This window comes from Microbacterium sp. LWH3-1.2, assembly GCF_040675855.1.
Classification (GTDB): Bacteria; Actinomycetota; Actinomycetes; order Actinomycetales; family Microbacteriaceae; genus Microbacterium.
Genome location: NZ_JBEGIK010000001.1, coordinates 2,129,833 through 2,154,388, shown reverse-complemented (window position 1 = coordinate 2,154,388; position 24,556 = coordinate 2,129,833). Strand labels below are relative to the sequence as shown.

General features: G+C 70.4%; 23 protein-coding genes. 3 read left to right on the top strand and 20 right to left on the bottom strand.

Annotation, left to right across the window (positions count from 1 at the left end; translation table 11 throughout):
* Positions 1 to 15 precede the first annotated feature (15 nt).
* The 12 genes from MRBLWH3_RS09890 to MRBLWH3_RS09835 all read right to left on the bottom strand — a co-directional run bounded on the left by MRBLWH3_RS09890 (position 16) and on the right by MRBLWH3_RS09835 (position 9,578).
* Positions 16 to 879, bottom strand: coding sequence for an aldehyde dehydrogenase family protein (locus MRBLWH3_RS09890; RefSeq protein ID WP_363431171.1), 864 nt, complete (start codon positions 877 to 879; stop codon positions 16 to 18).
* Positions 876 to 2,372, bottom strand: coding sequence for an aldehyde dehydrogenase family protein (locus tag MRBLWH3_RS09885; RefSeq protein ID WP_363431169.1), 1,497 nt, complete (start codon positions 2,370 to 2,372; stop codon positions 876 to 878). The genes MRBLWH3_RS09890 and MRBLWH3_RS09885 overlap by 4 nt, the downstream gene beginning before the upstream one ends.
* Before the next feature lie 15 nt (positions 2,373 to 2,387).
* Entirely contained in the window at positions 2,388 to 3,395 is a 1,008-nt protein-coding gene (gene deoC, locus MRBLWH3_RS09880) for a deoxyribose-phosphate aldolase (protein ID WP_363431166.1), read from the bottom strand.
* Between the two features lie 52 nt (positions 3,396 to 3,447).
* On the bottom strand, positions 3,448 to 4,392 hold the full coding sequence (locus tag MRBLWH3_RS09875; RefSeq protein ID WP_363431163.1) for a sugar-binding transcriptional regulator: 945 nt from the start codon (positions 4,390 to 4,392) through the stop codon (positions 3,448 to 3,450).
* Between the two features lie 111 nt (positions 4,393 to 4,503).
* Positions 4,504 to 4,872: a hypothetical protein gene (locus MRBLWH3_RS09870; protein WP_363431160.1), complete on the bottom strand. Its 369-nt coding sequence runs from the start codon at positions 4,870 to 4,872 to the stop codon at positions 4,504 to 4,506.
* 33 nt (positions 4,873 to 4,905) lie between these two features.
* The gene (locus tag MRBLWH3_RS09865) at positions 4,906 to 5,712 is read right to left on the bottom strand and encodes a hypothetical protein (protein ID WP_363431157.1); all 807 of its coding nucleotides are present in this window, start codon (positions 5,710 to 5,712) and stop codon (positions 4,906 to 4,908) included.
* Positions 5,709 to 6,680, bottom strand: a complete 972-nt coding sequence (locus tag MRBLWH3_RS09860) for a bifunctional riboflavin kinase/FAD synthetase (protein WP_363431155.1) — start codon at positions 6,678 to 6,680, stop codon at positions 5,709 to 5,711. The genes MRBLWH3_RS09865 and MRBLWH3_RS09860 overlap by 4 nt, the downstream gene beginning before the upstream one ends.
* Positions 6,677 to 7,123 carry a hypothetical protein gene (locus MRBLWH3_RS09855; RefSeq protein WP_414685345.1) on the bottom strand — a complete coding sequence of 149 codons (447 nt, stop codon included), beginning with the start codon at positions 7,121 to 7,123 and terminating at the stop codon, positions 6,677 to 6,679. The genes MRBLWH3_RS09860 and MRBLWH3_RS09855 overlap by 4 nt, the downstream gene beginning before the upstream one ends.
* Before the next feature lie 43 nt (positions 7,124 to 7,166).
* Positions 7,167 to 7,535 carry a hypothetical protein gene (locus MRBLWH3_RS09850; RefSeq protein ID WP_363431152.1) on the bottom strand — a complete coding sequence of 123 codons (369 nt, stop codon included), beginning with the start codon at positions 7,533 to 7,535 and terminating at the stop codon, positions 7,167 to 7,169.
* On the bottom strand, positions 7,532 to 8,419 hold the full coding sequence (gene truB, locus MRBLWH3_RS09845) for a tRNA pseudouridine(55) synthase TruB (RefSeq protein ID WP_363431150.1): 888 nt from the start codon (positions 8,417 to 8,419) through the stop codon (positions 7,532 to 7,534). Before truB ends, MRBLWH3_RS09850 begins: the two co-directional genes overlap by 4 nt.
* A complete protein-coding gene (locus MRBLWH3_RS09840) occupies positions 8,419 to 9,099 on the bottom strand; it encodes a uridine kinase (protein WP_363431147.1) in 681 nt (226 codons plus the stop codon). The genes truB and MRBLWH3_RS09840 overlap by 1 nt, the downstream gene beginning before the upstream one ends.
* A 35-nt stretch (positions 9,100 to 9,134) precedes the next feature.
* On the bottom strand, positions 9,135 to 9,578 hold the full coding sequence (locus tag MRBLWH3_RS09835) for a hypothetical protein (RefSeq protein ID WP_363431145.1): 444 nt from the start codon (positions 9,576 to 9,578) through the stop codon (positions 9,135 to 9,137).
* Between the two features lie 335 nt (positions 9,579 to 9,913).
* On the opposite strand from MRBLWH3_RS09835, the gene MRBLWH3_RS09830 reads away from it, so the two are divergent.
* Positions 9,914 to 10,780, top strand: coding sequence for an A/G-specific adenine glycosylase (locus MRBLWH3_RS09830; protein WP_363431143.1), 867 nt, complete (start codon positions 9,914 to 9,916; stop codon positions 10,778 to 10,780).
* Between the two features lie 74 nt (positions 10,781 to 10,854).
* Here MRBLWH3_RS09830 and rbfA read toward each other — a convergent pair whose 3' ends face one another.
* From rbfA to MRBLWH3_RS09805, 5 genes are all read right to left on the bottom strand, one after another.
* On the bottom strand, positions 10,855 to 11,289 hold the full coding sequence (gene rbfA, locus MRBLWH3_RS09825) for a 30S ribosome-binding factor RbfA (RefSeq protein WP_056370212.1): 435 nt from the start codon (positions 11,287 to 11,289) through the stop codon (positions 10,855 to 10,857).
* A 66-nt stretch (positions 11,290 to 11,355) separates the two neighbouring features.
* Positions 11,356 to 14,184, bottom strand: coding sequence for a translation initiation factor IF-2 (gene infB, locus MRBLWH3_RS09820; RefSeq protein WP_363431140.1), 2,829 nt, complete (start codon positions 14,182 to 14,184; stop codon positions 11,356 to 11,358).
* Between the two features lie 91 nt (positions 14,185 to 14,275).
* Positions 14,276 to 14,527: a YlxR family protein gene (locus tag MRBLWH3_RS09815; RefSeq protein WP_342000598.1), complete on the bottom strand. Its 252-nt coding sequence runs from the start codon at positions 14,525 to 14,527 to the stop codon at positions 14,276 to 14,278.
* A 34-nt stretch (positions 14,528 to 14,561) separates the two neighbouring features.
* Complete coding sequence (nusA, locus tag MRBLWH3_RS09810; protein WP_363431137.1) at positions 14,562 to 15,551, bottom strand: transcription termination factor NusA; 990 nt, start codon at positions 15,549 to 15,551, stop codon at positions 14,562 to 14,564.
* Positions 15,552 to 15,700: 149 nt separating this feature from the next.
* The gene (locus MRBLWH3_RS09805) at positions 15,701 to 17,563 is read right to left on the bottom strand and encodes a lipase family protein (RefSeq protein ID WP_363431134.1); all 1,863 of its coding nucleotides are present in this window, start codon (positions 17,561 to 17,563) and stop codon (positions 15,701 to 15,703) included.
* A 91-nt stretch (positions 17,564 to 17,654) separates the two neighbouring features.
* On the opposite strand from MRBLWH3_RS09805, the gene MRBLWH3_RS09800 reads away from it, so the two are divergent.
* Positions 17,655 to 18,491: a DUF1206 domain-containing protein gene (locus tag MRBLWH3_RS09800; protein WP_363431131.1), complete on the top strand. Its 837-nt coding sequence runs from the start codon at positions 17,655 to 17,657 to the stop codon at positions 18,489 to 18,491.
* Between the two features lie 81 nt (positions 18,492 to 18,572).
* Complete coding sequence (locus MRBLWH3_RS09795) at positions 18,573 to 19,094, top strand: pyridoxamine 5'-phosphate oxidase family protein (RefSeq protein WP_363431129.1); 522 nt, start codon at positions 18,573 to 18,575, stop codon at positions 19,092 to 19,094.
* Positions 19,095 to 19,320: 226 nt separating this feature from the next.
* On the opposite strand, the gene MRBLWH3_RS09790 is transcribed toward MRBLWH3_RS09795, so the two are convergent.
* The 3 genes from MRBLWH3_RS09790 to MRBLWH3_RS09780 all read right to left on the bottom strand — a co-directional run bounded on the left by MRBLWH3_RS09790 (position 19,321) and on the right by MRBLWH3_RS09780 (position 24,518).
* Complete coding sequence (locus MRBLWH3_RS09790; RefSeq protein ID WP_363435430.1) at positions 19,321 to 21,348, bottom strand: PhoX family protein; 2,028 nt, start codon at positions 21,346 to 21,348, stop codon at positions 19,321 to 19,323.
* A 202-nt stretch (positions 21,349 to 21,550) separates the two neighbouring features.
* A complete protein-coding gene (locus MRBLWH3_RS09785) occupies positions 21,551 to 22,600 on the bottom strand; it encodes a TIGR00730 family Rossman fold protein (RefSeq protein WP_363431127.1) in 1,050 nt (349 codons plus the stop codon).
* A gap of 118 nt (positions 22,601 to 22,718) precedes the next feature.
* Positions 22,719 to 24,518, bottom strand: coding sequence for a proline--tRNA ligase (locus MRBLWH3_RS09780; protein ID WP_363431125.1), 1,800 nt, complete (start codon positions 24,516 to 24,518; stop codon positions 22,719 to 22,721).
* Between the last annotated feature and the right edge of the window lie 38 nt (positions 24,519 to 24,556).

Sequence of the window (24,556 nt, the reverse complement as noted above, 5' to 3'; positions counted from 1 at the left end):
CTTCACGGTTCCCCGCTACACCAGGCTCTTCGGGTGCCAGACGGTCTTCGTCTCGGTGAACGCGGTGATGCGGGCGAGGCTCGGGGCCGCGGCATCCGTTCCGTTCTCGGGAGGCAGCACCCGCATGAGCGTCTCGGCCGCGGCGATCTGCAGGTCGATCCAGTCCAGGTCGCCGGCGCCGACGAGGTCGAGCGCGTGCACATCGGGGTGGGAGGCGAGCCACGGGGCGATCTCGGCGGGCGAGCCGGTGAGCACGTTGACGACTCCGCCGGGGACATCGCTCGTGGCGAGCACCTCGGCGAGCGAGATCGCCGAGAGCGGGTAGCGTTCGGAAGCGACCACGACGACCGAGTTGCCCGTCACGAGCGCGGGCGCGATGGCCGACACCAGCCCGACGAGCGCGGTGTCCTGCGGGGCGACGACGCCGACCACGCCGGTCGGCTCAGGCACCGAGATGTTGAAGTACGGGCCCGCCACCGGGTTGCCGTTGCCGGCGACCTGGCCGAACTTGTCGCACCACCCGGCGTACCAGACCCAGCGGTCGATCGACTCGTCGACCTCGGCGCCGGCGACCGCGGCGGAGACCCCGGTCTGCTGCACGATCTCGTCCACGAACTGGGCGCGACGACCCTCGAGGATCTCGGCGACGCGGTAGAGCACCTGGCCGCGGTTGTACGCGGTGGCACCCGACCATCCCTTGACGGCGCCGCGGGCCGAGACGACGGCATCGCGGGCGTCCTTGCGGGACGCGAGCGCGGCGTTCGCGAGAAAGTCGCCCGTCGGGGTGGTGACCTCATACGTCCGGCCCGACTCGCTGCGCGGGAAGGCGCCGCCGATGTAGAGCTTGTACGTCTTGGGAACGGTCAGCCGCTTGCTCATGCCGAGACCTCCTTCTTCGATCGGCCGGCTTCCACTCGGCGTGCGGCGTCGCCCGCCGATGCACCCTTGAGGTAGGCGGCGAGGCCGTGGCGGCCGCCCTCACGGCCGTAGCCCGACTCCTTGTAGCCGCCGAACGGCGACGACGGGTCGAACCGGTTGAACGTGTTCGCCCAGACGACGCCGGCGCGCAGGCGGTCGGCGACGGCGAGGATACGCGAGCCCTTGTCGGTCCAGATGCCGGCCGACAGACCGTACGGCGTGTTGTTGGCCTTCTCGATCGCTTCGGCGGGCGTGCGGAAGGTCAGCACCGAGAGCACGGGGCCGAAGATCTCGTCGCGCGCGATGCGGTGCGACGCCTGCACGTTCGTGAAGATCGTCGGCGCGAACCAGAAGCCGTTGTCGGGGATGACGCAGTCGGCACTCCAGCGCACCGCCCCCTCTTCCTCGCCGACCCTGCTCAGCTCCTTGATGCGCTGCAGCTGATCGGCCGAGTTGATGGCGCCGATGTCGGTGTTCTTGTCGAGCGGGTCACCGAGGCGCAGGGTCGACAAGCGCGACTTGAGCCTTTCGACGACCTCGTCGTGGATCGACTCCTGCACGAGCAGCCGGCTGCCGGCGCAGCACACGTGCCCCTGGTTGAAGAAGATGCCGTTGACGATGCCCTCGATCGCCTGGTCGATCGGGGCGTCCTCGAACACGATGTTCGCGGCCTTGCCGCCGAGCTCCAGTGTCAGCTTCTTGTCGGTGCCGGCGACGGCCTTCGCGATCTCGCGACCGACGGCCGTCGAGCCGGTGAAGGCGATCTTGTCGACATCCGGATGCCGCACCACGGCCGCGCCCGTCGCGCCGGCGCCCGTCACGATGTTGACGACGCCGGGCGGGAGGTCGGCCTGCTGCAGGATCTCGGCGAAGATGAGCGCCGACAACGGCGTCGTCTCGGCGGGCTTGAGCACGACGGTGTTGCCGGCGGCGAGCGCCGGGGCGATCTTCCATGCGAGCATGAGCAGCGGGAAGTTCCACGGGATGACCTGACCGGCGACTCCAAGGGAGCGCGGATCCGCGCCGAGTCCGGCGTAGTCGAGCTTGTCGGCCCAGCCGGCGTAGTAGAAGAACCACGCGGCCACCAGCGGCACGTCCACGTCGCGGCTCTCCTTGATCGGCTTGCCGTTGTCGAGGCTCTCCGCCACGGCGAGCTCGCGTGCCCGCTCCTGGACGAGGCGCGCGATGCGGAAGAGGTACTTCCCACGGTCGCGGCCGCTCATCTTCGACCACGTCTTGTCGTACGCGCGGCGCGCGGCGGCGACGGCGGCGTCGACATCCGCTTCGTTCGCCGTGGCGATGGTGGCGATGTGCTTCTCGTCGGCGGGCGAGATCGTGACGAACGACTCGCCCGAGCCCGGGCGGAACTCGCCGTCGATGAACAGCCCGTACTCGTCGCGCAGGTTCAGGATCGCGCGGGACTCGGGGGCCGGTGCGTATTCGAGGAAACTCATGTCTTCTCTCCCGGGTCAGTCGATGGTCACGTAGTCGGCGCCGGAGTAGTGCCCGGTCTTGAGCTTCTGGCGCTGCAGCAGCACGTCGTTGAGGAGGCTGGAGGCCCCGTACCGGAACAGGTGCGGCTGCAGCCACTCCTCGCCCACCGTCTCGGCGACGGTGACGAGGTACTTGATGGCGTCCTTCGACGTGCGGATGCCGCCCGCAGGCTTCACACCGACCTTTTCGCCGGTCGCACGGTGCCAGTCGCGCACGACCTCGAGCATGAGGAGCGTCACCGGCAGCGTCGCCGCCGGCTGGACCTTGCCCGTCGAGGTCTTGATGAAGTCGCCGCCGGCGAGGATCGCGAGCCAGGACGCGCGCTTGATGTTGTCGTAGGTGTTGAGCTCGCCGGTCTCGAGGATCACCTTGAGCGATGCGTACGTGCCGTCGGCGCGGCGGCACGCCTGCTTGACGCGGGCGATCTGGTCGAACACGAGCCCGTACCGGCCCGCGAGGAATGCGCCGCGGTCGATGACCATGTCGATCTCGTCGGCACCGTGGGCGACCGCCTCGGCGGTGTCGGCGAGCTTGATGTCGAGCGAGGCGCGGCCGCTCGGGAACGCGGTGGCGACGGCGGCGACGCTCACTCCCCCGTCGTCGGGGTCGCCGTGCGCGGCGCCGAGAGCCTCGACGGCGTAGGGCACCATGTCGCCGTAGACGCAGACGGCGGCCACGCGCGGGCACGTCGGGTCGGAGGCATCCGGATTCAGCGCCTTCGCGACCAACGAGCGCACCTTGCCGGGCGTGTCGGCGCCCTCGAGCGTGGTGAGGTCGATGAGCTCGATGATCTTGTCGAGCGCCCACGCCTTCGACGTCGTCTTGATCGAGCGCGTACCGAGCGCGGCGGCGCGCTGCTCGAGCCCGACGGCGTCGACGCCGGGGAGTCCGTGGAGGTAGCGCCGCAGCGTGGTGTCGTCGGGCTGCCCGCCGAGCAGCTCGACGGCCCGCTCGGGCAGCGTCACGATGGAGGTGCCTGACATGTCCTGACCTGGCTTTCGTTGTGATTCGGAGGTGGGATGCCGACGTCGCTGTTCACCCGCCGAGCAGGTGCTGCGCCGTGGATTCGTCGGTGACGAGCACGGTGCACAGGCCCGACGCGACCACCGCGGAGGCGATCGCGCGTTTGGGCGTGCCGACGATCGCGGCGATCGCGACATCGGCGCGACGCAGGTCGTCGAGCGAGACCCCCACGGTGCGTGCATCGAGTTCGTCGTCGGCGATGCGTCCGTCGGCGGCGATGTACCGCCCGACCACGTCGCCGACCGCTCCTGCCTCGACGAGCCGGTCGATGTCTGCCGTCGTGAGGTAGCCGCTGTCGACGTGGACGGAGCCGTGGTCGGCGGGACCCGCGCTGAAGAGATACGCGTTCGCCGAGCGCGCGGCGTCGAGCACGCCGGCAACGACGCGGTCGGCCTCGATCGCCTCCTTGGTCGCACGCCGCTCGAGAATGGCCGGGCTCGGCAGCAGCGCCGCCGTGCCCCCGCCCTTCTGCGCGATGCTGACCGCGGTCGCCGCCGCGGTGCCCGGTCGCTGACTCATGCTGACGCCGCCGTTGATCTGCACGACATCGGTGCCTCGCGACCACCCGTCGCGGAGGTGATGTGCGATGTCGGACAGCGTGCGCCCCCAACTGACACCGAGCACGCGCGGATGCGGCCGCATCGCTGCCAAGTAGTCGGCGGCGGCCTGCGCCACTCGCTGCTGGAGTTCGTCTTCGCTGCGGACGCCCGCGCGTGAGACCACGACGGCGTCCGTCAGACCGCGCTCATCGCGCAGGCGTCGTTCGAGCTGCGGTCGGCGCGCTCGGGAATGGAGGATCTCGATGCGGACGAAGCCCTCCTCCTTCGCCTGGGTGAGCAGGCGCCCGACCTTCCAGCGGGTGATCTGGAGGTTTCGGCCGATCTCCTCCTGCGTGAGGTTCTCCTCGTAGTAGAGCTCGGCGGCGCGGATCGAGAGAAGCTCGTCGACGGCGTCCACGATCCTCCCTTCGTCGTCCAGTCCAGGCTGACACAGACCAGAAGTCCGCGCCAACATCTGCACAGACTTTGCTCAGATGAGCACCACCGGAACCGCAAGAGGACGGATGCCTCAGCCGGTGCTCGCCGGCGGGACGGCGAGCTTCGCCTGCCGCAGCAAGACGATGACACCGATACCCACGACGACGACGAACGCGATGGTGAGCGTCGTGAACGCGAACCAGTTGTCATCGAGCGCGAGCACGATGGCTGCCGACACGACCGCGATGGCCGCCGCGATGAGCTTGGACGCGAACTTCATGCCGATGCCCGGTGTCAGCCGCCCCGCCGGCGAGTCGCCCCGCGCGAGGATGAGATCGGCGAACGCGTCGAGGGTCGCCAGCAATGAGGCGGAGTATGCGACCGCGCACCCGAGCGCACCCCACAGGTTGACGGAATCGCCGGCCGCCGCATCGGCGGCCATCAGGACCAGCGCGTGCACGCCTCGATCGTAGGGGCGAGCGGGCGCACCGGTCTACGGGTTCGGCGCTGCGGAAGAGCCGTCCGCGGGCGGCGGGTCGTACGGGGGCGGCGGTCCGTACGCGACAGGGAGGCCGGGAGACCGTGGGCTCACCAGCGACGCCACCAGCTCGTCGGGCGTGATGCCGCGCTTGGCCGATTCCGCATGCAGGAGGGCGAGCGAAGCCGGCGACAGCGAAGGGCCCGTTCCGAGAGCGTCGGCGGGACGCTCGCGCAGCAGGAGCGAGAGCACCGGGAGCACGACGGCCCCGAGCGCCGCCAGGATCGAGAAGATGCCGAGCACGCGCGAGTACATCTCGCCGCCGTAGTCGTCGGTCCAGAGCGGGACGACCACCATCCCGAAGACGATCGCGAACAGCGCGAGGGTCACCATAAGGCCGATCCGCACCGCCGTGCGGCGCCGATCCGCCAGGAGGAGGAGCAGGGAGGCGAAGGAGAATCCGATGGATGCAGCCACCGCCGTCCACAGCGCGTCCCAGAACACCCCCGAATCCCCATCGGGCTGCGCCCACACGGCGACGAGAACCAGCACCGCGGCGAGGACCGACACCCCGGCGCCGATGAATCCGAAGGTCTGGAGCCGTCGCCCCACGAGCGACACGCAGCAGAGGACCGCAACGCTGAACGCCCCCACGACGGACGTCGTGCTGAGCACGCGCCACGCCGTGGGTCCGAGTTCAGCGCCGAGCAGCACGACGATGCCGCTGATCGCGGCGGCGCTGAACGAGACGACGATGACAGCGACGATGATGCGGCGGGCGAGCGACACAGGACCTCGCGTTCGGCCCGCCGGATCTGTCATGTCAGCTCCTCACGCACCTTTGCGATGTCCGCGGTCATCGTCTCGATGAGCGGCTCGATCCCCTCGAACGCGACCATACCGCGAATCCGCGACTCGAATTCGATCTCGACGACGTGTCCGTACAGGTCGAGGTCCGTCTCATCGAGCACATAGGCCTCGACCTGGCGCACCTCGACGTCGTCGAACGTCGGATTGGTGCCGATGCTGATCGCCGCGGGGTACCGCACGCTGCTGCGCGGCTCGGATGCTCCGTTCCGCGGCCTCCCTTCGTCCACCAGCCATCCGGCATAGACGCCCTCGGCGGGCACGAAGCCTTCCAGGTCGGCCGAGAGGTTCGCGGTCGGGAAGCCGAGTTCGCGGCCGCGCTTGAGTCCGTGGACAACGTGGCCGCGCACCGCATGCGGGCGCCCGAGAAGACGCGCGGCACCGCTCACGTCGCCGGTGTCGAGCAGTTCGCGCACCCACGTCGACGAGACGCGGCGACCGGCGTCGATCGCCCGCACGTCGTCGACGACGTCGACCTCGAAGCCGAACTCCGGTCCGAGTTCGCGCAGCAGCTCGGGAGTGCCGGCACCGCCGCGACCGAAGCGGAAGTCGGCGCCGACCATCACGATCCGCACGCCGAGAGCGCCGACGAGCACGTGCTCGACGAACTCCCGCGCGCCGAGGTCGGCCAGCGCACGGTCGAAGGTGAGCATGAGCGTCGCGTCGACGCCGGCGTGGGCGAGCAGGCGGAGCTTCTGCTCGACGCCGACGAGGCTGTCGGGGCAGATCTCGGGGCGCAGCAGTGCCAGCGGGTTGCGGTCGAAGGTCACCGCCACGACGCGCGCACCGGAGGCCTCAGCATCCACTCTCGCCCGATCGATGACCGCGCGATGCCCCGAGTGAACACCGTCGAACTTGCCGATCGCGACGACCGAGGGCCCGAAGCCCACGGGAACCTCGCTCGGATCGCGGAAGACGATCACGACCCGACCGCCGCCGCTGCGGGGGTCCGCGTCTGTGCGGCGGGGTGGTGCGTCGCGAGCCACCAGATCCCGAGGAACGGCAGCACGAGCGGCACGAAGAGGTACCCCCTCCCGAACCACGACCACACCGTCGGGTGGGCGAAGAGCTCGGGCATGACGAGGCTCAGGGTTCCGATCACGAGGACGCCCACGAGCTCGAAGACGATCGCCACCCATGCCACCGCGTACCAGCCCCGGCGGCCCGCGAACACCAGCGCCAGCGTCGCGACGATGTAGACCACCGCCGAGAGCGCCGAGAGCGTGTAGGCGACCGGCGCCTCGTCGAAGCGCTCGACGATCTGCACGAAAGAGCGACCGGTGGCACCGAGGGCCATGATCGCGTAGACGATCACGAGCACGCGGCCGACGCCGGTCATGCGGGGGCGAGCGGGTGTGGTCGACATAACCAGACGAGTTTATAGTTCGTGTCGCCGGGCCGCGGATTCGTCAGGCGACCTGGACAGTCCAGATGACATACATGCGCCACACCATCACCGCGACGGACAGCGCCGCAATGCCCATGATCACGGTGCTCCAGCGGCTTCGTTCCAGCAGGGCCCAGGCGACGGCCGCGAACGGGAGCAGCACGGCCGAGACGAGATACACCCAGAATTCCAGCAGGCTGCCCGACGGCGGATTGCCGACGAACGGCGCGATGATCGCGACCACGACCTGCACGAGCAGCAGCAGTTCCACGAGGGCCAGCGCGCCGACGGTCCCATCGCTCGGGCGGCGTCCCGCGAGACCGGCGATGACGCAGAAGAGACCCGCCGCGACAGCCACGACGACCTGTGCGATCGTGAACCACAGGATCATCGGGCGGCCTCCTCGGGCATGTTCATGGCGCTCTTGACGTCGGCACCTCGTCGCTCGACGATGCCGACGAGCGCACCGTCGGGGTCGATCGCGGCGGTCGGGGTCGCGGGCAATCGCCCCGCCGCGCCGAGGAGCCGCTTGCCGTGGCGGAGGTCGCGTGCCTCGTCCGCCGTCACGTCGAACCGGCCGAGCACGCGAGCGGCCGCGGCTGCGGGATCGAGCAGCGGGGCGTCCGCCAGCGCGTCCACGGCGGCGGCCGACGTGACGTCGAACGGGCCGATGCGCGTGCGCCGCAGGGACGTGAGATGACCGCCGACGCCGAGCGCGACACCGAGGTCGCGCGCGAGCGAGCGGATGTACGTGCCACTGGAGCAGTCGACCACCACGTCCAGGTCGATGGTGCCCCCGGACCGGCGTTCAGCGAGCAGGTCGAACCGTGACACGATGACCTCGCGGGGCTTGAGCTGCACGTCCTCCCCCGCCCGCGCGAGATCGTACGCGCGGCGCCCGTCCACCTTGATCGCCGAGTACGTGCTCGGCACCTGCGAGATCCGTCCGGTCAGCGCGGCGATGCCGTCGGAGATCGCGACGTCGCCGAGGGACGCAGCATCCGTCTCCGCGATGACGGTGCCGTCGGCGTCGTCGGTTTCGGTCGCGACCCCGAGGCGGATGGTCGCCTCGTACGTCTTGTCGAGCCCGACCGCGAAGGTCAGCAGCCGCGTCGCGCCCTCGACGCCGAGCACGAGCAGTCCCGTCGCCATCGGGTCGAGCGTGCCGGCGTGGCCGATCTTGCGCGTGCCGAGCGCGCGACGAGCGCGCGCGACGACGTCGTGCGAAGTGATGCCACCGGGCTTGTCGACCAGGAGGATGCCGGGGACCGCCATCAGCTGCGCCCGACGATCCGGGGGTGTGCGAGATCCGCGTTGTCGACGATGACGGATGCAGCCTCCCGCGGCCGCGCCTCATTCACGTAGATCTCCTGTCCCTGCCGGTGGCGTGCGTTCGACGGCGCGTCGGGATCGGGATCGGAGTCGTCGCGGAGCGCCATTCGCGCATATGAGATCTCGAGGGGAACGTCGAGCCACACCGACCAGTCCCACAGGTCCTGCAACTCGGGGCGGTGGAGGAAGGTGCCGTCGACCACGAGCACCGCGTCGAGCGGGGCGGTGACCCACTGCGACTCGACGGGCGCGTCGCGCGCGACGTCGAACGCGGCGAGCTGGAAGCCCGTCGTGCCGGCCGTCTGCGCGCCGTCGCGGAACGGGTCGATGAGCACGCGGCGGAACGTGGCGTAGTCGTAGGAGTCCTGGGAGAAGCCCTCGGGGCTCCGCCGCCCGCGGACGTACCGCTCCGCGCGCGGACGATGGAAGCCGTCGATGCTCGCCCGGAACACGGCGTCGCCGGTCTCGGCGAAGACCTCGGCGAGGCCATCGGCGAACACCGTCTTGCCCGCCCCGTCGAACCCGTCGATCGCGACGATCACCCGCCCGGCGGGGTAACGCCGCCGCACGCGGTCGCGCAGCTCGCGCCACAGCGTCGTGGTCGGAGTGACGGGCAGGCGCATGGTTCCAGCCTACGGCGCAGGCCCGCGCGCCCAGATCAACCGCAGAGTTCGTACGGTGGCTCCTCCGCGCTCGTCACCGTGACGGATGTGATCACGGGGTCGTCGCGGTACGTGAAGAAGATCCGTCCGGCCCGCAGATGCACGATCGACGGATCGACCGACCCCGCGGTCTCGACCGCGTCAGGGTACGCCGCCCGGACCTCGTCGACCGACGACCCCACCCCGATGCCCTCGGCGGTGCGGGGACCGGTGGAGGCGGCTGGCGCGTTCCTGGCCGAAGTCCCCACCAGGCTGACCGGCATGTCGTCGGTCAGCGCCGCGCCCGTCACGAACAGGTCGTAGGCATCGGCGCCTTCGTTCCACCAAGCCAACCACTCGCAATAGTCGGTGTCGCGGGCCGTGCCCTCCGGCATCAGGGCCAGGGCGTCGGCGAGGGGCGCGCCGAGAGCGATAGGACCGATGCCGCTGTCGGAGATCACCCAGATCGACGGATCGTCCGCATCGACTGTCGGGGTCGGGGTCAGGGTCGGGGTCGGGGTCGGGGCGGTGGATGCCTCCGACGACGGCGTTCCTACGGACTGTGCCGACGGGGTTGTGCAGGAGGAAAGCAGCGCTGCGGAGAGAATCAGGACGATGGGGGATGCCGGCAGACGCATATGACTCCTCGTGTTCGCCTGACTACACGCTAGGGAGGCTGCGCCGTCCCCGCGGCGCGCTTCGGCAATCGTGACGAGGTCGTAACAGATCGCTGCGGACGGCCTCGAGGCCTTGGGCCCACGGCCGTCGTGCAGCGCCGAGACATAGGCTGGAGCGCATGCCCGATCTCGCCGCTCCCCTCGTGGACTGGTACCGGGTGAACGCCCGCGACCTGCCCTGGCGGCGACCGGGCTTCGGGGCGTGGGGCGTGCTGGTGAGCGAGTTCATGCTGCAGCAGACGCCCGTGAACCGCGTCATCCCGCATCTCGAGGCCTGGCTGGTGCGCTGGCCGACGCCGGCCGATCTCGCGGCAGCCGCCCCTGCCGACGCGGTGCGGCAGTGGGCGAACCTCGGCTACCCGCGGCGGGCGCTGTGGCTCCAGCGCGCGGCGGTCGAGATCCGCGATCGCCACGACGGGATCGTGCCGCGCGACGTCGACGCGCTGCTCGCGCTCACCGGCATCGGCGACTACACCGCACGCGCGGTGGCCGTCTTCGCCTACGGCGACCGGCATCCCGTCGTCGACACCAACACGAGGCGGGTCCTCGCCCGCGCGATCGACGGGAGGTCGCAGCCGGGTTCCCCGTCGCGGCGCGACCTCGACGCGATGGAGGCCATCCTGCCCGGCGACCGCGAGACGGCGGCCCTCGTGAACGCAGCGGCGATGGAGCTCGGCGCGACGGTCTGCACCGCGCGGACGCCGCGGTGCGAGCTGTGCCCACTCAGCGATCGCTGCGCCTGGCTCGCCGCGGGTCGCCCCGACACGGGCGACGAACGCCGCAAGCAGGCGCGCTACGAGGGCAGCGACCGGCAGACGCGTGGTGCGGTGCTGAAGACGCTGAGGGATGCTGCGACCCACTCCGTGCCGCTCGCCGACGTCGTCCCCGACTGGCCGGACGCGCTGCAGCGCGACCGCGCGATCGACTCGCTCATCGCGGACGGGCTCGCCGAGGCCGCCGAGGGGATGCTTCGCCTGCCGCAATGAGGAAAGCCCCGGGAACGCGGATCGCCGCGACCGGATGGAGCCGGTCGCGGCGTTCTGTTTGAGCTGCGCGCCGCCTACTCGTCGTCGTCGAGTTCGCGGGGCTTGAGGTAAGGGTCGGCGTCACCGGCGTAGGTGGCCGAGGCGGCGAGCCCCGCGACCGCGGCGTCCCGCTCCTGCGCTTCGCGCAGGAGGTCGGCGATGTGGCCCGCGTTCTCGGGGATCGCGTCGGGGATGAACTCGAGCGACGGGGTGAGGCGCACGTTGAGGTGCTTGCCCACCTCGGAGCGCAGCATCCCGGTCGCCGCCTTGAGCGCCTTCGCGGAATCCTCGCGCTCCTCCGCGGAGCCCAGCACCGTGTAGAACACGGACGCGTGCTGCAGGTCGCCCGTGACGCGCACGTCGGTGATCGTGACGAAGCCGAGACGCGGGTCGCGCAGACCCTTCTCGAGCCTCTCGGCCAGGATCACGCGGATGCGGTCACCCAGACGGGCCTGGCGTTCCGAAGACATGATGATGTTCCTTTCGAAGCGTGAGGGACGTCCTGGCGATGCAGGACGCCCCTCACGTCGCGCGGATTACGCGCGGGGCTTCTCGACCATCTCGGTGGTCTCGATCTCGTCGCCCACCTGGATGTCGTTGTACTTGCCGAGGCCGATACCCGCCTCGAAGTCCGTGCGGACCTCGGTGACGTCGTCCTTGAAGCGGCGCAGCGACTCGATCGCCAGACCGTCGGCGATGACGACGCCGTCGCGGATGACGCGCGCCTTGGCGTTGCGCGTGATCGTGCCCGAGCGGACGATGACACCGGCGATGTTGCCGAACTTCGAGGAGCGGAACACCTCGCGGATCTCGGCGACACCCGACTGGACCTCTTCGTACTCCGGCTTGAGCAGGCCCTTGAGCGACTGCTCGACGTCGTCGATCGCGTTGTAGATGACCGAGTAGAACCGGACATCCACACCCTCACGGGCGGCGCGCTCGCGCGCCTTCGTGTCGGGACGGACGTTGAAGCCGATGACGATCGCGTTGTCGATCGTCGCGAGGTTGATGTCGGACTCGGTGATCGCACCGACACCGCGGTGGATGATCCGCAGCTGGACGGAATCGTCGACCTCGATCTTGAGCAGCGACTCCTCGAGCGCCTCGACGGCACCCGACACGTCACCCTTGATGATGAGGTTGAGCGACTCGACCTTGCCCTCTTCGAGAGCGCGGGTGAAGTCCTCGAGCGAGATGCGCTTGCGGGCCTTGGCCAGCTGGGCGTTGCGCTCGGCGGCCTCGCGCTTCTCGGCGATCTGGCGGGCGGTGCGGTCCTCTTCGGTCACGATGAACGTGTCACCGGCTCGCGGCACCGAGTTCAGACCCTGAACCTGCACCGGGCGGGAGGGGAAGGCCTCCTCGACCGGGTCGCCGTTCTCGTCGATCATCGCGCGCACGCGGCCGTAGGCCGTGCCCGCGACGATCGCGTCACCGACACGCAGCGTTCCGGACTGGATGAGCACCGTGGCCACCGAACCGCGACCCTTGTCGAGCTTCGCCTCGATGGCGACACCGCGGGCGTCCTTGTTCGGGTTGGCCGTGAGGTCAAGACCCGCGTCGGCGGTGAGCAGCACCGCGTCCAGGAGCTCCTGGATGCCGGTGTTCTGACGGGCCGACACGTCGACGAACATGACGTCGCCGCCGTACTCCTCGGCCACCAGACCGTACTCGGTCAGCTGCTGTCGCACCTTGGCCGGGTTGGCCTCGGGCTTGTCGACCTTGTTCACCGCGACCACGATCGGCACGTTCGCCGCCTGGGCGTGGTTCAGCGCCTCCACCGTCTGCGGCATGATGCCGTCGTCGGCCGCGACCACGAGGATCGCGATGTCGGTCACCTGCGCACCGCGGGCACGCATGGCGGTGAACGCCTCGTGACCCGGGGTGTCGATGAAGGTGATCGCGCGCTCGATCCCGTCGTGCTCGGTCCAAACCTGGTAGGCGCCGATGTGCTGCGTGATGCCACCGGCCTCGCCGGCGACCACGTTGGTCTGGCGGATGGCGTCGAGCAGTCGCGTCTTACCGTGGTCGACGTGACCCATGACGGTCACGACCGGAGGACGGATCTCGAGGTCCTCCTCATTCTCCGCCTCCAGCTCGGCCTCGAGGTCGAGACCGAAGCCCTCGAGGAGCTCCTTGTCTTCGTCCTCGGGCGAGACCATCTGGATCTTGTAGCCCAGCTCGGCGCCGAGCACCTCGAACGTCGCCTCGTCCAGCGACTCTGTGGCCGTGGCCATCTCGCCGAGGTTGAAGAGGATCGTCACGAGCGTGCCGGGCTGCACGGTGTAGCCGCGCAGCGCCTCGAGCTTGTCGGCGAAGTCCGCGATCGAGGCGCCGCGGCGCAGGCGGATGATCTCGCCGTTGCCCTTCTGGACGTTGACGCCGCCGACGACCGGGGCCGACCGCATCTCGAATTCCTGCCGCTTCGCGCGACGCGACTTGCGCTGCTTGGACTTGCCGCCGCCTTTGCCGAAGGCACCGGCGGTGCCGCCGCCGGGGCCGCGGCCACGACCGCCGCCCCCACCGGGACGACCGGCGAAGCCGCCGCCCGGGGCGCCTGCACCGGGCGCGCCGCCGGGACGCTGGAAGCCGCCGCCGGCACCGCCGGGACGACCGGGACCACCGGGACGCTGCTGGAACGGAGCGCCGGGACGACCGCCGCCACCGGGGCGACCCGCACCACCGGGGCGCGGAGCGCCGGGACGGGGGGCACCCGGGCGCGGAGCCTGGGGACGCGGGATGTTGCCGGGGCTCGGGCGCTGGCCCATGCCCTGTGCGGAGGCGAAGGGGTTGTTGCCCGGACGCGGGCCGGCCGGGCGCTGGCCCATGCCCTGCGACGACGCGAAGGGGTTGTTGCCGGGACGCGGTGTGCCACCCGGGCGCGGAGGCTGCGGCGTGGCGGCGGCGGGGCCGGGCTTGGGCGCACCGGGCGCGGCCGGGGCGGCCGCCGCCTTGGCGGCCGGAGCCGCGGGCGCGGCCGGGGCGGGCGCGGCGGGAGCCTTGGCCGCCGGAGCAGCCGGTGCCTCCGGAGCGGCCTTCGCGGCCGGGGCGGCGGGCGCAGCCGGAGCGGCCGGGCGCGCCGGACCCGGCTTGGCAGCCGGGCCGGGTCGACCGGCCGGCGCGCCGGGCTTCGCCGCGGGCGCTGCGGGTGCCGCAGCGGCGGGCTTCGCCGCGGCGGGCGCTCCGTCAGCGGACTTGGCCGCGCCGTCGGCTTCGAGCGCAGCACGGAGCTTCCGCGCTACGGGGGGTTCGATGGTGGACGAGGGGCTCTTGACGTATTCGCCGAGCGCCTTCAGCTTCTCGAGCGCGACCTTGCTGTCGACGCCGAGCTCGGAAGCGATCTCGTGCACGCGTGGTTTGGCAGCCACAAATTCTCCTGTCTGGGTCCACCCAGACAGGGCAGACCGTTATTGGCGGACGGGTCTCATTTCGAGCCGTTCACTTTGTTTCCATAGCCGTTCAGCCTTTTCGCTGTATGTGCTGTTCGATGGTCTGCGTGTCAAGCGGGCCTGACACACGCAATGCCCGCACGAAGGCGCGGCGCCGAATCGCGGCATCCACGCACTCCGGCGTCTCGTGCACCCACGCGCCTCTTCCGGGCATCGATGCGCGCTCGTCGACGACGAGGACGGAATCGATGGAGACCACCCTGAGGAGGGTGGCCCGGGGAGCACGCGTGCGGCATCCGACGCACGTTCGTACAGCCTCCATATTACACCGCGCAGCGGGGAGCCGACGCCGCGGGTCAGCCCTCCTCGAGGATCGAGTCCGGCTGGATGTCGATCTTCGCGCCGGTGAGCTTCGCGGCCAGGCGGGCGTTCTGCCCCTCCTTGCCGATCGCGAGCGACAGCTGGTAGTCGGGCACGAGCGCGCGCACGGCCTTGTTCGAGGCATCCAGGATGAAGCTCGACGTCACCTTCGCGGGCGACAGGGCGTTCGCGACGAACTTGGCGAGCTCAGGGTCGTAGTCGACGATGTCGATCTTCTCGCCGCCGAGCTCCTCGGTGACCGCGCGCACGCGGCGACCGAGCTCGCCGATGCACGCGCCCTTCGCGTTGATCGAGGGGTCGTTCGCCTTCACGGCGATCTTGGTGCGGTGGCCGGCCTCGCGCGCGAGCGAGACGATCTCGACCAGGCCCGCGGGGATCTCGGGCACCTCGAGCGCGAACAGCTTGCGGACGAGCCCGGGGTGCGTGCGCGAGACGGTGATCTGCGGGCCCTTGGTGCCCTTCGCTACCGAGGTCACGTAGACGCGCAGCCGCGCGCCGTGCGCGTAGTCCTCACCGGGCACCTGCTCCTCGGGAGGCAGGATCGCCTCGACCGTGCCGAGGTCCACGTGCACCATGCGCGGGTTCGGTCCCTGCTGCACGATGCCGGCGACGATGTCGCCCTCCTTGCCGCGGAACTCCCCCAGCACGGCGTCGTCGGCGATGTCGCGCAGACGCTGGCTGATGACCTGCTTCGCGGCGAACGCGGCGATGCGGCCGAAGTCCTCGGGAGTCGACTCCTCCTCGCCGATGACGGCGCCCTCGTCGTCGAGCAGGGGGATGAACACGGCCACGTGACCGGTCTTGCGGTCCAGCTCCGCGCGCGCGCCCTCCGGCAGCTCGCCCGTGGGCGAGGTGTGCTTGGCGTAGGCGGTCAGGATCGCCTGTTCGATGATGCGCACGAGCTCGTCGAAGGGGATCTCCTTCTCGCGCTCGACAGTCCGCAGCAGTCCGAGATCGATGTCCACAGTGGCCTCCGTATTCAGCTCTCACCGGCGCGTCGACGCGCGCCGGAACCCTCCAACATTACCGGATGCCGCGTCCCGCGGTTCCGCGAGTCGCGCACGGCCTGGCGGCCCCGTCGTCTCGCTCCCCCGCGATCAGTGGGCCGGGCGGATCACTGGGCCGGGCAGTCATCGACGTGTGTGTCCGAGTGGCGGAATCGGGCATCCGTCCAGGTGATCAGAACGGGGACGAAGTGGGATCCCGGCAACAGCGTGCGCAGATGGTCGTAACCGCGGTACTCGAGACGGCGCACCTGGTTGCCCTCCACGCACAGCCGCTCGACGAACTCGCGCTGCAGATGGGGCGGGATGACCTCGTCCTCGTCGCCCCACGCGATGAGGATCGGCTGCGTCCAGGGCCCTTTCGGCGTGTTGTCCGCGAGGCGGCGGCCGAGAGCGCCGGCCGTGAGGTCGCCCACGTACAGCGGGCGGTCCTCCGAGACGCCGAGGGCGGTCGCGACCGACACGATCACGCCGGGCTCGGACGGGCAGCGCTGGGTCATCTCGCGGACGATCGCCTCCGAGCCCGGTGCGATGTAGCGGGTGAGGTCGACGTCGTCGTACGTGTCGGCGTACGGCACGAGCACCCACGAGATGAGGATCGACAGCAGGGCGTTCGCGTCGCCGCTGGTGAGCTCCTCCGCGAGTGCGACCGGCTCGGCGGCCGGAGCCAGCAGAGCGGTGCCACGCACGTCGAGGTCGGGCGCGTACTCCTCGGCGATCTGCGAGGTCCACAGTGCGGCGTGCCCGCCCTGCGAGTGCCCCCAGACGGCGGTCCGGCTCGAGAGTGTGAGGCCGTCGAGCTCTCGCGCCGCGACCACCGCGTCGAGCGACGACCGCGCCTCGCCGCGGCCGATGAGGTACGGGAACACGCCAGGCGCCCCCTGGCCCGAGTAGTCGGACGCCACGACCACCCAGCCGTTGGCGACCGCCCGGTCGAGCCCCGGGATCGCCCACTTCGTCGCCGACGCGTCGCGCAGGCTCGGCGCGCACCCGCGCGCGACGCCGGTGGTGCCGTGGTTCCACACCACGACCGGCCGCGGGCCGGGTGGCGGATCCTGGGGGATGATCACGAGCGCGCTGGCCACCGCCGGCTGGCCGTTGGCGTCACGGGTCGTGTAGAGGATGCGGCGGACGTCGGCGCCGGCGGGCTTCTGACCCGAGAAGTCGTCGCTGCGGATCAGACGCCCGTGGTCGTACGGCACCACGTCGGGCGGGTCGTAGAACGCGTCCACCACCTGGGCTCCGTCCTCGAACCACGAGTTCGCCCACCACCCGCCGATCGCGAGCACCACCAGCACCGCGGAGAGCGCGTAGCGCCCCGCGGCCAGCCATGTCGCACGGGCACGGCGGCGTCCCGGGGTGGATGCGAAGACGGATGCCGCGGGCAGCCCCGTCGCCGGCACCGATCGCCTTCCTTCCACGAAGGCGCGCACCGCACGCACGAGCAGCGTGGCCCCGAACACGATCGTGCGCACACCGAAGATCACCGCGACGACGAGGACCGTGACGTCGGGCCACGCGTACGAGAGGACGCCGAACGCGACCTGCGTCCCGCCCCAGACCCCGGCGAGCACCCGCTGGCTCAGACTGCCGCGTGACACCGCGTCGTAGATCGACGCCAGGCCGCCCAGCACGAGCAGCACGGCGATGATCTCGGGCAGCAGCTCGAGCGTCCGACCGAGACCGAAGAAGATCGCGAGCCCGAGCGCGATCCACAGCCCGCCGAACATGACCCGCGACCACACGGGGGTCTCGGGCGCGGCGAACAGGCGCGCCAGGCCGGAGAAGACGGCGCTGAGGCCCACGTACACGGTCAGCAGCACGAGAGACGTGAGCGGCCGCGTGACGATGAGGAGCCCGGCGAGAAGCGACAGCGCGCCCACGACGACGAGCACGACGGGAGGGGCTCCCCGCACCAGGCGGGGTACGACGCTCCAGCCGGTCGCCGGCGGTCGACGGCCCTCGCGGATCATCCCCCCAAGATAGAACCGCCTCTGCGGGAGGAATCGATGCGCCGTGCGTCAAGCCCCCTCGAGGGGCGGCGCAGCGGTCTAGCGTGAGGGGGTGACGACCGACCGGCGCGTGAAGAGCAGCGCGAAGCAGCTCGCCCGCGATGCGGAGTCGAGCAGCGTCTTCGAGGGCGTCGCCCGGGGCGGCTATGTCGCGAATGCCGTCATCCATGCACTCATCGGCGTCATCGTGATCGTGATCGCCTCGGGCGGCAACGGCGAGGGCGACCATGCCGGCGCCATGAAGGCCGTGGCGGGTGCCCCCGCGGGCTCCGTCGTGCTGTGGCTCATCGCGGTCGGGCTGTGCGCGCTCGGCGTATGGCACGCCGCCGAGGGACTTCTGGCCAGGGATCGGTCGGGCGACACGAAGGGCTCTGCCCGCAAGTGGGGACGCCGCGTCGCCGAAAGGGGGCAGGCCGCGGTGTTCCTCGTGCTCGGCCTGATCTCGGCGGCCGTGGCGATCGGCGCGCGACCCGACGCCGACCAGACGGCCGAGGACGCCAGCCGCGAGCTGCTGCGGGTGCCCGGCGGCGCCATCGTCCTGGCGGCGATCGGCCTGGCCATCGCGATCGCCGGCGTCGCGTTCGTGGTGATGGGCGTGCGGCGCAGCTTCCGCGCGCGCATGCAGATTCCGCACGGCGCGCTCGGGCGAGGGGTCGCGGTGCTCGGCGTGGTGGGATTCGTCGCCAAGGGTGTCGCCTTGGCCGGTCTCGGCGTGTTGCTCATCGTGTCCGCCCTCGGGACCGACGCCGACACGGCGGGCAGCCTCGACAGCGCCATCGACGCCATGCTGGCGCTGCCGTTCGGCCCGGCGCTCGCATGGACGATCGGCATCGGATTCCTGGCCTACGCCGCCTTCACGGTGGCCCGCGCGCGCTTCGCGCGGATGTGACCGCCCGAGGCGGTCCTACGGCGCGGCATCCGTGCTGTCAATGCCCTGGCGCCGTGCCCGCACCTGACGCAACCTGGCGGCATGACCCACACAGAGGAAGATCTCGTCACCGGCCCCGAAGCGATCGCGCGGGTCAGGGAACTCGTCGAAGACATCGACTTCACGATGCTGACCACGCGCGACTCGTCGGGGAACCTCGTCAGCCGGCCGATGAGCACGCGGCAGATGGACGAGAAGGGCGACATCTGGTTCTTCACCCTCGCCGGCACCGGCAAGGTCGCCGAGAGCCAGTCCGATCCGCAGCACGACGTCGGGCTGTCGTACCTCGACTCGAAAGGACACCGGTACGTGTCCGTCGCCGGTCGCGCGGAGGTCGTCCGCGACGAGGCGAAGATGAAGGAGCTGTACTCCCCCAGCCTCGACATCTGGTTCGAGGACGGGCTCGACACCCCCGGCATCGTGCTGCTGCGCGTGACGCCCGTCGAGTGCGAGTTCTGGGAGCCCCGGCACGGCAAGCTCGTCACGGCGGCGGGCATGCTCAAGGCGCTCGTGACCCGGGACACACCGGACGACACCATGTCGCACGGCAGAGTCAGCTGTTGACGTCCGCCGAGCATCCCGCGCCACCCCGCCGCCGCCGGCACCCGCTCGGCATCCTCTGCGCCGGCACGGCGGCCGTGCACGACTCAGGCCGCACTGATGATCCACGGGGGCACCGGCATGACCGACGGCACGACGCGGCGGGTGGTGCCCTCTGGGTCCGCCGTGAATCCTCGGCGGCCCCAATCCGAAGTCCTGAGGCCGACACGAGGACGCTCGACGCACGGGCTCAGCCGCGGTACACCTGCACGACCGACGGGCGGGGCGCCGTCGGCACGGCGCCCACCGCGGTCGAGCCGAAGTCGGGGAACAGCGAGTGCGGCTCGGCGAAGGTGCCACCCTCACCCGGGTGCTGCACCGCGACGAACACGAGGCCGTCCTCGTCGTGGATGACCGGACCACACGTCTCTGCCTCGCGCGGCACTGCGAGGAACTGCTGCACGTGCCCGCGCTCGGCTCCCTCGAGCGGCACCAGGAACAGGCCGTCGTTGTATCCGATCGTGCTCGGCGCGCCGTCGGTCGAGATCCAGAGGTTGCCGGCCGAGTCGAACGCGACGTTGTCGGGGCAGGAGATCGGCGACACGAGCTCCTTGGGGAAGCCGGCGAAGTACGAGTTCGCGAACACAGCCGGATCGCCGCACAGAAGCAGGATGCTCCAGCCGAACGTCGTGCCCGCCTGGCCGGCGGTCTCGGTCATCTCGATGACGTGGCCGTAGCGGTTCCCCGTGACCGGGTTCGCCTCGTCCAGCGTCGCCGCCGAGCGGCTGGAGTTGTTCGTGAGCGCGAGGTAGACCTTGCCCGTCTTGGGGCTCGGCTCGACGTCCTCCGGGCGGTCCATCTTCGTCGCGCCCACGGCATCCGCTGCCAGACGCGTGTAGACGAGCACCTGCTCGGTCGTGAACCCGGAGACGACGCTCTGGCCGTTCTGCGTGAGCGGGACCCAGGTGCCCGAGCCGTCGAACTTGCCGTCGGCCGGCAGGGCGCCGTTGCCGGTGATCTGGTTCGCCGGGGAGTTGCCCGCGAACTTGGCGACGTAGAGATCGCCCTCGCTCAGCAGCTCGAGGTTCTTCTTGCGCGAGCCCGAGATCTTGTTCTTCGAGACGAACTTGTAGAGGTAGTCGTTGCGTTCGTCATCGCCCATGTAGGCGACCACGCGGCCGTCCTCGGCGACGATGACGTTCGCACCCTCGTGCTTGAACCGGCCCATGGCGGTGTGCTTGCGCGGGGTCGATGCGGGGTCCTGCGGGTCGATCTCGACGATGTACCCGAAGCGGTTCGGCTCGTTGACATAGTCGGCATTGTGCGCGTCGAAGCGGGGGTCGTACTTCTCCCAGCCGTTCTCGGTGCTGGTCGACGGCGTCGCCTGATACCGCTTCTGAGCCGCGGTGTCTGCCGCCCACGCGAAGTAGCCGTTGAAGTTCTCCTCGCCCGAGAGGATGGTTCCCCAGGGGGTGGTGCCGCCGGCGCAATTGCCGAGCGTTCCGCGCACCCAGCGACCCTCCGGGTCGGCGGCGGTCTTCATCAGGTCGCCGCCGGCCGCGGGACCGGTGAGCTCGAACACCGTCTCCACGGTGATGCGGCGGTTGCGCTTGCCGTCGACGACGTACGACCACGGCTCACCGGTGCGCTTGCGCGTGATCTCGACGACGGACATGCCCTGGGCCGCTTTGAAGATGTCACCCCGGCGCTGCAGCTCGGCGGCGTCGGTCGTCGGCGGGAACATGATGTTCGGGTTGCAGTACTCGTGGTTGTTGACGAGCACGCCGGTCTTGCCGCTGGGGTCCGCGACGATGTCGAGATAGTCGCTGTTGTAGCCGAACTGCACGGCCTGGGCGGCCGGCGACTGCGCGTTGATGTCGAAGACGGGCGCGTTCGAGAACAGCGGGTCGCCCCAGCGGATGATCGGCTGCCAGGTGTAGCCGGCCGGCACGGTGAACTCGTCGACCAGACGGTTCACCGGGTCGATCGGGTCGAACGGCAGGCTGCCGCGCGCCGGACGCGCGAAAGCGGCACCCGCTCCGCCGACACCCGACGAGCCCGGACCCGACAGGGGCGTCTGCCCGCGGAGCCCGCCGACGCTGATGGCGACCGCACCGGCCGCGCCCAGCCCCAGGAGCGCGCGACGCGACAGCGCCGCCGATGCGACCTCCTGGAACGTCTCGTTGTGCGACGAGTTGCACTCGGGGCCCAAGCACGCGTTGGCGCACTTGAACTGGCACGTCACGGCGAGGCGCTTGCCTCGTGCGTGGTCGGCCATGGGCAGGGAACGGCGGAATCCTTCGACGATGCTCACGAGCGTCCTCTCGGCATGCATGACAGCGGGCTGGCGTGGGGTGGCGCCAGCCTCGTCTCGCGGGGCGAAGCGGCCTGGAACCCGAGGTGAACGGCCGGCGACGAGGGCATGAGAACGGCCTCATCGAACGGATGCTGCCACCGCCCGACGCCGGCGGTGGAAGGCGTCAGGCAGCCGGCGCCGATTCCAGCGAGTTGATCGCGCGGATGAGGCGGTGCAGCTCCCCCACCCGGAACTGGTTCAGCCGTAGGACCAGCCGCGCCAGGTGGAGCTCGTCACCGTCCTCGACCTCGACGGCGAGCGGTCCGCGCCGCTCGATCTCGCCCTCGGTGACGAGGTCGCCGAACGCGGCGTTGAGCGCCTGGACCTCAGCATCCGTCGGCTCGGCCTTCAGCCGCAGCACGAGTCGCTTGCCGACCCACCGCAGCGAGTGGTAGTTGCGATAGAAGCCGGTGAGCTCGTCGGCCGCGGCCGTCACCGAGTCTGTGACGAACACCCGATCGAAGTCGCCCGGGGAGATCACGCCGGAGGGCAGCAGATGGTCGTCCACGAAGCGGCGAAGCCCCGACCAGAACGTGCCGCCGGGTGCATCGAGCAGGACGATGGGCGTCGGATCCGCCTTGCCGGTCTGCTGCAGGGTCAGCAGCTCGAACATCTCGTCGAGGGTGCCGAACCCGCCGGGGACGCAGACGAACCCGCTCGACTCCTTCACGAGCATGAGCTTGCGCGTGAAGAAGTACTTCATCGCCACGTTGCGGGCGTTCGCGCCCACGATCGCGTTCGGCTTCTCCTCGAACGGAAGGCGGATCGAGACGCCGAGCGAGTTGTGCGGGCCCGCGCCCTCGGCGGCGGCCTGCATGATCCCCGGCCCCGCGCCGGTCACCACCATCCAGCCCCGCTCGGCGAGCGCGGTCGCCGCCTCCGAGGCCTGCCGGTAGAGCGCGTCGTCCGGCAGTGTGCGTGCCGAGCCGAAGATCGTGACCTTGGGGATGCCGCGGTACGGTGCGAACAGGCGGAACGCGGCGCGCATCTCGCTGAGCGCCGCGGACGTGATCTTGAGGTCGAGACGCTCGGTGTCGTCGATGCCCAGTCCGATGCCGGTCGCGAGGATGCGCGCCACGAGGTCGGTGCTCTCGGTGATGCCCGCTGCGGCGATCGTCGCGCGGAGCTCCTCGGTCACGGGATGCGGGATGGTTCCGGTGTCGCTGGGGCCCATGACGCCCAGAGTGCCACGCGGAGCCGCCGTTCGGTGAACGGATGCGTGAACGATCCCGTCACGGCCGGTCGCGCAGCCGGAGCCGCCGGCCCTCGGACAAGGGTCGGCGGCGCTCGGCTCAGCGGGCGCTGAGGCGGGCGACGGCGTCCGCCGGGGAGACGACTTCGCGGTCGCCGGTGCGGCGGTCCCAGAGCTCGACCTGGCCGTCGGCGGCGCCGCGGCCCACGATGACGATCTTCGGCACGCCGACGAGCTCGGCGTCGCCGAACTTCACGCCGGGCGAGACCTTGGGGCGGTCGTCATAGAGGACCTCGAGACCGGCGGCCTCGAGGTCGGCCGAGAGATGCTCCGCCACATCGAACATGACGGACTCGCGGCCGGCCGCGACCACGTGCACGTCGAACGGCGCGACGGACGCGGGCCAGACGAGCCCCTTGTCGTCATTGTTGAGCTCGGCAAGGTTCGCGAGGATGCGGGTCACGCCGATGCCGTACGAACCCATCGTCACGGTGACGAGCTTGCCGTTCTCATCGAGGACCTTGAGCCCGAGGGTCTCGGCGAAGAAACGCCCGAGCTGGAAGACGTGCCCGATCTCCATGCCGCGCGCGAGCTCCACCGGACCCGAGCCGTCGGGCGCCGCGTCGCCTGGCCGCACGTTCGCGACCTCGACGAATCCGTCGCCGGTGAAGTCACGACCCGCGACGAGGGTGTGGACGTGCTTCTGGTCGATGTTGGCGCCGGTGACCCAGGCGGTCCCGTCGACGACCCGGGGATCGAGCAGGAACCGGATGCCGGTCGCCGACTCCTCGCCGAGGACAGCGCCGGTCTCGGACCACGGCCCGATGTAGCCCTTCACGAGCAGCGGGTGCTTCTCGAAGTCCTCGGCGGTCGCGGCCTCCACGGCGGCGGGCGCGAAAGCGACCTCCGCGCGCTTGTCGTCGATGTCGCGGTCACCGGGGATCCCGACGACCACGAGCTCGCGCGTACCGTCGAGGTGCGTGAGCGCGAGGACGACGTTCTTCAGCGTGTGGGCGGCGGACCACTGCGTCACGCCGTCCGTGGCGGGACCGGCGATGCCAGACGCGGGGGCATCCAGGTGCACGTTGGAGTGATCGACGAGCGTCTGGATCGTCGGGGTGTTCGGTGAATCGAAGATCACCGGAGCCCCGATCCCGTCGAACGGGATCGGGTCGGGGACCACGGTCGTGAACGCCTCGACATTCGCCGCGTAGCCGCCGACGGTGCGGACGAACGTGTCTTCGCCGACCGGGGTGGGGTGCAGGAACTCCTCGGATCGCGCCCCGCCCATGAGCCCGTTGTCGGCGGCGACGATGACGTATTCCAGACCGAGGCGCTGGAAGATGCGCTCGTACGCATCGCGCTGGGCCTGGTACGAGGCGTCCTGACCCTCGTCGGTGTAGTCGAACGAGTACGCGTCCTTCATGGTGAACTCGCGTCCGCGCAGCAGACCTGCCCGGGGACGGGCCTCGTCGCGATACTTGTCCTGGATCTGGTAGATCGTCAGGGGAAGGTCCTTGTACGACGAGTAGAGGTCCTTCACGAGGAGCGTGAACATCTCCTCGTGCGTGGGCGCGAGGAGGTAGTCGGCCCCACGGCGGTCCTGCAGCCGGAAGATGCCGTCGCCGTAGGAGGTCCACCGGCCCGAAGCCTCGTACGGCTCGCGCGGCAGCAGCGCCGGGAAGTGCACCTCGAAGGCGCCGGCGCGGGTCATCTCGTCGCGAATGATCCCCTCGATCTTCGCCTTGACCCTCAGCCCCAGCGGCAGCCATGTGAAGATGCCCGGCGCCGCCCGGCGGATGTAGCCGGCGCGCACGAGCAGCCTGTGGCTCGCGACCTCGGCATCGGCCGGGTCTTCACGAAGGGTGCGGAGGAAGAAGTTCGACAGACGGGTGACCACGAGGGTCAAGTGTAGAGCGAGCGCATGCCGGCACGTTT